The 7,222-nt window shown below is 65.0% G+C and carries 7 protein-coding genes; 1 reads left to right on the top strand and 6 read right to left on the bottom strand.

Going from position 1 to position 7,222, the window contains the following annotated elements; genetic code table 11:
• The first annotated feature begins 89 nt into the window (after positions 1-89).
• Entirely contained in the window at positions 90-692 is a 603-nt protein-coding gene (gene recR / locus ACF8Q6_RS16170) for a recombination mediator RecR (protein ID WP_003254304.1), read from the top strand.
• A 118-nt stretch (positions 693-810) separates the two neighbouring features.
• Here recR and ACF8Q6_RS16165 read toward each other — a convergent pair whose 3' ends face one another.
• From ACF8Q6_RS16165 to ACF8Q6_RS16140, 6 genes are all read right to left on the bottom strand, one after another.
• Positions 811-1,359 carry an adenine phosphoribosyltransferase gene (locus ACF8Q6_RS16165; RefSeq protein WP_009683910.1) on the bottom strand — a complete coding sequence of 183 codons (549 nt, stop codon included), beginning with the start codon at positions 1,357-1,359 and terminating at the stop codon, positions 811-813.
• A gap of 55 nt (positions 1,360-1,414) precedes the next feature.
• The gene (fnrA, locus tag ACF8Q6_RS16160) at positions 1,415-2,149 is read right to left on the bottom strand and encodes a Crp/Fnr family transcriptional regulator FnrA (protein WP_003254301.1); all 735 of its coding nucleotides are present in this window, start codon (positions 2,147-2,149) and stop codon (positions 1,415-1,417) included.
• Positions 2,150-2,335: 186 nt separating this feature from the next.
• Entirely contained in the window at positions 2,336-3,718 is a 1,383-nt protein-coding gene (gene hemN, locus ACF8Q6_RS16155; RefSeq protein ID WP_010955013.1) for an oxygen-independent coproporphyrinogen III oxidase, read from the bottom strand.
• Between the two features lie 105 nt (positions 3,719-3,823).
• On the bottom strand, positions 3,824-4,507 hold the full coding sequence (locus tag ACF8Q6_RS16150) for a sulfite exporter TauE/SafE family protein (RefSeq protein ID WP_019750804.1): 684 nt from the start codon (positions 4,505-4,507) through the stop codon (positions 3,824-3,826).
• Positions 4,500-4,715 (bottom strand): cbb3-type cytochrome oxidase assembly protein CcoS, encoded by a 216-nt coding sequence (gene ccoS, locus ACF8Q6_RS16145; RefSeq protein ID WP_392492614.1) that lies wholly within the window; start codon positions 4,713-4,715, stop codon positions 4,500-4,502. Before ccoS ends, ACF8Q6_RS16150 begins: the two co-directional genes overlap by 8 nt.
• On the bottom strand, positions 4,694-7,168 hold the full coding sequence (locus tag ACF8Q6_RS16140) for a heavy metal translocating P-type ATPase (protein ID WP_392492612.1): 2,475 nt from the start codon (positions 7,166-7,168) through the stop codon (positions 4,694-4,696). Before ACF8Q6_RS16140 ends, ccoS begins: the two co-directional genes overlap by 22 nt.
• Positions 7,169-7,222 lie beyond the last annotated feature (54 nt).

The following is a 7,222-nucleotide window of genomic DNA, read 5'->3' as shown; positions in this document are numbered from 1 at the left end:
CAGACCTTGCGGGCTTTGGGCGAGGTGATTTGACGCCACCGCCCCCGCTGGGTATAAACCGCCTCTTATTGAATTGTCAGGCCTTTCCCATGAGCTTCAGCCCCCTCATCCGCCAACTGATCGATGGCCTGCGCATCTTGCCAGGCGTTGGCCAGAAAACCGCCCAGCGCATGGCCCTGCAACTGCTCGAGCGCGACCGCAGTGGCGGGCTGCGCCTGGCTCAGGCCTTGACCCAGGCCATGGAAGGGGTAGGGCATTGCCGCCAGTGTCGCACCCTCACCGAGCAGGAACTGTGCCCGCAGTGCGCCGACCCGCGGCGTGACGACACCCAGCTGTGCGTGGTCGAGGGGCCGACCGATGTGTATGCGGTGGAGCAGACGGGCTACCGTGGCCGTTACTTCGTGCTCAAGGGGCACCTGTCGCCGTTGGATGGCCTGGGGCCTGAGGCGATCGGTATTCCGCAGCTGATGGCGCGGATCGAAGAGCAGGGCACCTTTACCGAGGTGATCCTGGCGACCAACCCGACGGTGGAGGGGGAGGCGACGGCGCATTACATTGCCCAGTTGCTGAGCGAGAAAGGCTTGGTGGCGTCTCGCATTGCCCATGGTGTGCCGCTGGGCGGTGAGCTGGAGATGGTGGACGGTGGTACCTTGGCCCATGCCTTTGCAGGGCGCCGGCCCATTTCGCTCTGATTCATTGGGGCCGCTTGGCGGCCCATTCGCGGGTAACCCCGCGCCTACGAAAAATGCGCGGCCTTTGTAGGCGCGGGTTTACCCGCGAATGGGCTGCAAAGCAGCCCCAAAAGCCCACTCAGTACTCGCTGAGGGAAAACTCGGTCAGGCAGAAGGTAGGCACCCCGGCCGCCTGCAACCGACGCGACCCGTCCAGTTCCGGCAGGTCGATGATCGCTGCCGCCTCGAACACCTGCGCCCCAGTACGACGCACCAGGTTGGCCGCCGCCAGCAGCGTACCGCCAGTAGCAATCAAATCATCGAAGATCAGCACCGAGTCGCCTTCACACAGGCTGTCGGCATGCACTTCCAGGAAGGCCTCGCCGTACTCGGTCTGGTAACCCTCGCTCAACACGTCGGCCGGCAGCTTGCCCTGTTTGCGGAACAGGATCAGCGGCTTGTTCAGCTGGTGGGCGATGATCGAGCCGATCAGGAAACCCCGCGCGTCCATGGCGCCGATGTGGCTGAATTCAGCCTCGACATAGCGCTCGATGAACTGATCGGCCACATAGCGCAGCCCGCGTGGCGACTGGAATAACGGGGTAATGTCGCGGAAGATCACACCCGGTTTGGGGAAGTCCACTACCGGGCGGATCAGGGCTTTGAGGTCGAAGGCGTCGCTGTGCATTGTTGCGGGTATCCTGGGAAAACGAATGCCCAAGTATACCCGCTAAAGACCGGCCTCAGGCCTCGATTGCACCACCGGCCAGCGCGCACAGCTGGATCGGGTCGAGGATGTGCACTTCCTTGCCCTCGGCGCGCAGCAGGCCGTTCTGCTGGAAGCGGGTGAACACCCGCGACACGGTTTCTACCGCCAGGCCAAGGTAGTTGCCGATTTCGTTGCGCGACATGCTCAGGCGGAACTGGTTGGCCGAATAGCCACGGGCACGGAAGCGCGCCGACAGGTTGACCAGGAAAGTGGCAATGCGCTCGTCGGCGGTTTTTTTCGACAGCAGCAGCATCATTTGCTGGTCGTCGCGGATTTCGCGGCTCATCACCCGCATCAGCTGGCGGCGTAGCTGTGGCAGCTGTACCGACAGCTCGTCCAGCCGCTCGAAGGGGATTTCACACACCGAAGTGGTTTCCTGGGCCTGGGCCGATACCGGGTAGGCCTCGGTATCCATGCCTGACAGGCCGACCAGTTCGCTGGGCAGGTGAAAGCCTGTGATCTGCTCTTCGCCGCTGTCGCTGAGGCTGAAGGTTTTCAGGGCCCCGGACCGTACTGCGTAGACCGAGCCAAAACTGTCACCCTGGCGGAACAGGAACTCGCCTTTCTTGAGCGGCCGCCCGCGTTTGACGATTTCATCCAGCGCGTCCATGTCTTCCAGGTTCAGCGAAAGAGGCAGGCACAGGGGGGCCAGGCTGCAATCCTTGCAATGGGCCTGGTTGTGTGGGCGCAGTTTGACTGGCTCGGACATTTGAATCGATCCTTGTGGGAAAGCACACATAAGTCGTAAGGGTAACTCACGACACAGGGTGTAGGCCAGTGTGCGCAATGATGGTGCGCGCTGGCGAAACCCCGGCTGGTGGCCTGCCGGGAGTCCTTGTGTGCTCATAGTGTGCCTGACAAGGAAGCTTGTCCATGCGGTTGAACGCCTTGTTTTTCAGATCACTCGCGAGAAACGCTGGCGGTTGTGCATCGCCAGATACGCGTCGAACACCATGCATACCGAGCGCGCCAGCAGCCGGCCGGCGGGCAGGATGCGAATGCCCTTGTCGTCCAGGCTGATCAGGCCGTCGCGCTGCAAGGTCAGCAGCTCGGGCCAGAGGTCGTTGAAGTAACCGCGAAAATCCAGGGTGAAAGCCTGTTCGATGGGTTCGAAATCCAGCTCGAAATGGCAGATCAGTTGCTGGATCACTGCCCGGCGTATGCGGTCGTCGTGGTTGCACAGCAAGCCGCGCTGGGTAGCCAGCTGGGCGTTGGACAGGCTGTCCTGGTAGGTGTTGAGGTCACTGCTGTTCTGGCAGTACAGGTCGCCGATCTGGCTGATCGCCGACACGCCCAGGCCAATCAGGTCGCAGTGCCCGTGGGTGGTGTAGCCCTGGAAGTTGCGCTGCAAGGTGCCTTCTTCCTGGGCAATGGCCAGTTCGTCGTCGGGCAGGGCGAAGTGGTCCATGCCGATGTAGCGGTAACCGGCGGCGGTCAGTTGGTCGATGGTGGCGTGCAGCATCTCCAGCTTGGCGGCCGCGCTGGGCAGGTCGTTGCTGTCGATGCGCCGTTGCGGCATGAAGCGTTCGGGAAGGTGAGCGTAGTTGAACACCGACAGACGGTCGGGCTGCAGGCGGATCACCTCTTCGACGGTGCGGGCAAAGCCTTCCGGGGTTTGCTTGGGCAGGCCGTAGATCAGGTCGAGGTTGACCGAGCGAAACTGCAGCGTGCGCGCAGCCTCGATCAAGGTGCGGGTCTGCTCCAGGCTCTGCAGGCGGTTGATCGCGCGCTGCACGGCCGGGTCGAGGTCCTGCACGCCAAGGCTGACGCGGTTGAAGCCCAGTTCGCGAAGCAGGCCCATGGTCGACCAGTCGGCTTCGCGAGGGTCGATCTCGATGCCGTAGTCGCCGGAATCGTCGTCCAGCAGGTGGAAGTGCTGGCGCAGGGTGGCCATCAGTTGGCGCAGTTCCACATGGCTGAGGAAGGTCGGTGTGCCGCCGCCAAAATGCAGCTGTTCAACACGTTGTTTAGGGTCCAGGTGGCAGGCGACCAGCTGGATTTCCTGCTCCAGGCGCTGCAGGTAGGGCGCGGCGCGCGCACGGTCCTTGGTGATGACCTTGTTGCAGGCGCAGTAGTAGCAGATGTTGGCGCAGAACGGCACATGCACGTACAGCGACAGCGGGCGCACGGCCCTTCGGCTCTCGCGCAGGGCGTTGAGCAGGTCGAACGAACCCACCTCGCTGTGCAGTTGCACGGCGGTTGGGTAAGAGGTGTAGCGTGGCCCGGCGAGATCGTAGCGGCGGATCAGGTCGGTATCCCAACGGAGGTCGTCGAGCATGAGGGTAGTCCCCGGAAAGAGCAGCAGTGCACCGGAGTCTATGGCCGTCTGTAGGAAACTGTGTTGATTTGTATCAAGGGCATTGGGGCTGCTTTGCAGCCCGCGTCAATGCCCCATCAGCCAGTGCTGGTGTGGGCCCGGCAAGGTCCAGATACCGAATAGCATCACCAGCACGCCGCCCGCCACGCGCACGCTGCGTCGCCGCAACAGGGCGTTTACGCGTTCGGCAGCCAGCCCGGTTGCCAGCAACACCGGCCAGGTGCCCAACCCGAACGCGAGCATCAATACCGCGCTGTACCCGGCGTTGCCCTGGCTGGCGGCCCACAGCAGGGTGCTGTACACCAAACCGCACGGCAGCCAGCCCCACAAGGCGCCCAGCAGCAGCGCCCGGGGCAGGCTGGACACCGGCAGCAAGCGCGACGCCATCGGCTGAATATGCCGCCACAACCCGCGGCCCAGCGCCTCGATACGGGTCAACCCACTCCACCAGCCGGCCAGGTACAGGCCCATGGCAATCAGCAGCAGCGCTGCAGCCACCCGCAGCGCCAGCGCTGCCGGGCTGCTGGCCACGGCCCAGCCGGCCAGGCCCAGCAACAGGCCGGCGCAGGCATAGCTGAAAATGCGCCCCAGGTTGTACGCCAGCAACAGGCGCAGGCGCTTGCCGCGTTGTTCGGGGGGGATGGCCAAGGTCAGTGCGCCCATCAGGCCACCGCACATGCCCAGGCAGTGACCGCCCCCTAGCAGGCCAAGGACCAGTGCCGAGCCCAGCAGCGCAAGCAGGTCAGGCATGGGGCGGTGGTTCCTTGTCGGTGTCGGCTGCGGCATCGTCAGGCTTCACTGCCGCCTGGTGGCGCGGGTCCTGATCGTCGAACAGGATGCTGTGGGCGGGGCCTTCAAGGTCATCGTACTGACCGCTGTCGACCGCCCAGAAGAAGATGTACACGGCCACGCCGACCAGCAGCAGGGCTGCCGGGATCATGACATAGAGGGCGGGCATGGCGACTTCCTCCCGGGTAAAGGGGCTTCGTGGGGCAGCGGGCCCGAGGCCACGGGCATACGGGTCAGGCGCAAGGCATTGAGCACCACGATCAGTGAGCTGACCGACATGCCGATGGCGGCCCACACCGGCGTGATCCAGCCGAGCGCGGCGAACGGCAACATCAGGCCATTATACAGGGTCGCCCACAGCAGGTTCTCGAGGATGTTGCGGCGGGTGCGGCGGGCCAGCTCGAACGCCTGCACCAGCGCTTGCAGGCGGTTGGACAGCAAGACGGCGTCGGCACTGGTCTTGGCCAGGTCGGTGGCGCTGCCCATGGCGATGCTGATATCGGCGGCGGCCAGTACCGGTACATCGTTGACACCGTCGCCGAGCATCAGCACCTTGCGCCCGTCAGCCTGCAGGGCTTTCAGGCGGTCCAGTTTGTCATCCGGGCGCAGGCCGCCAATGGCCTGCTCGATACCCAGCTGCGCGGCCACTTCGGCAACCATCGGCGAGCTGTCGCCCGACAGCAGCAGGGTGTGCCAGCCGCGCGCCTTGCAGGCAGCGAGCAGGGCCGGGGCATCGTCGCGCAGGCGGTCATCCAGGCCGAACCAGGCCATGGGTCCCTGGCGGTCGCCCAGCAGCAGCCACTGGCCGCGCGGCTCGGGCACAGCGGGGATTTCCGCACCACTCAAGGCGCAAACGAAGGTAGCCTGACCAATGCGCAGGCGTTGGCCGTCGACCACCCCCTCCAGGCCCAGGCCGGGTACGCTCTGTACGTCATCGGCAGGCGTGGCGGTACGACCAAAGGCGCGAGCGATGGGGTGTTCGGAGCGGTTTTCCAGCGCCGCGGCCAGGGCCAGGCAGCGGTCGGTGGCCTGGCTGCCGAGCGGGCGGATGCTGCGCAAGGTCAGGCGGCCTTCGGTCAGTGTGCCGGTCTTGTCGAAAATCACCGTGTCAATGTGGTTCAAGCCCTCCAGCACGTGGCCGCGGGTGACCAGCAGGCCAAGCTTGTGCAGGGTTCCGGTGGCGGCGGTCAATGCGGTTGGCGTAGCCAAAGACAGGGCACAAGGGCAGGTGGCCACGAGCATGGCCAGCACGATCCAGAACGACCGTGCCGGATCCAGGTGCCACCACCACAGGCCGATGGCTACCGAGGCCAGTAGCGAGAACAGCAGAAACCACTGTGAGGCGCGGTCGGCGATTTCCGCCAGGCGCGGTTTTTCGGTCTGGGCGCGTTCCAGCAGGCGGACGATGGCCGACAAGCGTGAGTCATGGCCGAGGGCTTCCACTTCTACATTCAGCGCGCTTTCGACGTTCAGCGTACCGCCAGTGACCCGCTCACCCACCTGGCGTGGTTGCGGCAGATACTCGCCGGTCAGCAGCGATTCGTCGACGCTGGAGCGGCCCTCGACGATGCGTCCGTCGGCAGGGATGACCGCGCCGGGCAGCACCTGCACGGTGTCGCCGCACTGTAACTCGCTGAGCAGGATGCGTTCGCTGCGCCCGATGGCGTCCAGGCGCAGGCATGAGGCTGGCAGCAGGTTGACCAGCTGCGCAGTGGCCGCCGCTGTGCGCTCGCGGGCGCGGCGCTCCAGGTAGCGGCCGGTCAGCAGGAACAGGGCGAACATGCCTACCGTGTCGAAATAAAGCTCGCCGCTGCCAGTGATGGCTGTCCAGATGCCGGCACCGAACGCCAGGCCAATGGCCAGCGACACCGAAACGTCCATGGTCAGGTGGCGCGTTCGCAAGTCGCGCGCCGCGCCCTTGAAGAAAGGCGCGCAGCTGTAGAACACGATGGGAATGGTCAGGAACAGCGCCACCCAGCGCAGGATGGTGTGTAACTCGGGTGTCAGGTCGATGTTGAATTCCGGCCAAGTGGCCATGGTCGCCATCATCGCCTGGAACCACAGCAGCCCGGCCACGCCCAGGCGGCGTAGGGCGCTGCGGTTTTCCCGGGCCAATTGCTCGGCAGCCTGGTCAGGCTGGTAGGGGTGGGCGGCGTAGCCGATCTGGCGAAGTTCGGCGAGCACGCGCGACAGCGGCAGCTGCTTGTCGTCCCAGTTCAGCGCCAGGCGGTGGTTGGACAGGTTCAGCCGGGCTTCGGCGACACCAGGCAGGTTGCGCAAGTGCTTTTCGATCAGCCAGCCGCAGGCGGCGCAACTGATGCCCTCGACAAGCAAGGTGGTTTCGGCCAGCTCGCCCTGGTGGCGGACGAAGGTTTGCTGAACGTCGCTGCGGTCGTACAGGGCCAGTTCGTCCTGCAGTTGCTTGGGCAGGCCTTCGGGGTTGGCGCTGTTGTCGCTGCGGTGCTGGTAGTAATGTTCCAGGCCACCCGCGACGATCGACTCAGCCACCGCCTGACAGCCGGGGCAGCAGAACTGCCGCGGCTGGCCGAGGACCACGGCGGTGAAGCGGCTGCCAGTGGGGACGGGCAGGGCGCAGTGGTAGCAGGGGGTGGGCTGGGTCATTTTGGAACAGTCTTATGTCGTGAGATCGCCGGGGCCGCTTCGCAGCCCTTTCGC

Origin of the sequence: Pseudomonas sp. GLN_2, assembly GCF_043106005.1 — a bacterium.
GTDB classification, from domain to species: Bacteria; Pseudomonadota; Gammaproteobacteria; order Pseudomonadales; family Pseudomonadaceae; genus Aquipseudomonas; species Aquipseudomonas alloputida.
Note: the sequence above shows the minus strand (reverse complement) of the source record. Positions and strands in the feature narration are given on the sequence as shown.

Coding starts and splice junctions, on each gene's coding strand:
- ccoS (WP_392492614.1), bottom strand. CDS start 4,715: ATGCCCGCCCTCTATGTCATGATCCCGGCAGCCCTGCTGCTGGTCGGC.
- recR (WP_003254304.1), top strand. CDS start 90: ATGAGCTTCAGCCCCCTCATCCGCCAACTGATCGATGGCCTGCGCATC.
- hemN (WP_010955013.1), bottom strand. CDS start 3,718: ATGCTCGACGACCTCCGTTGGGATACCGACCTGATCCGCCGCTACGAT.
- ACF8Q6_RS16165 (WP_009683910.1), bottom strand. CDS start 1,359: ATGCACAGCGACGCCTTCGACCTCAAAGCCCTGATCCGCCCGGTAGTG.
- ACF8Q6_RS16140 (WP_392492612.1), bottom strand. CDS start 7,168: ATGACCCAGCCCACCCCCTGCTACCACTGCGCCCTGCCCGTCCCCACT.
- fnrA (WP_003254301.1), bottom strand. CDS start 2,149: ATGTCCGAGCCAGTCAAACTGCGCCCACACAACCAGGCCCATTGCAAG.
- ACF8Q6_RS16150 (WP_019750804.1), bottom strand. CDS start 4,507: ATGCCTGACCTGCTTGCGCTGCTGGGCTCGGCACTGGTCCTTGGCCTG.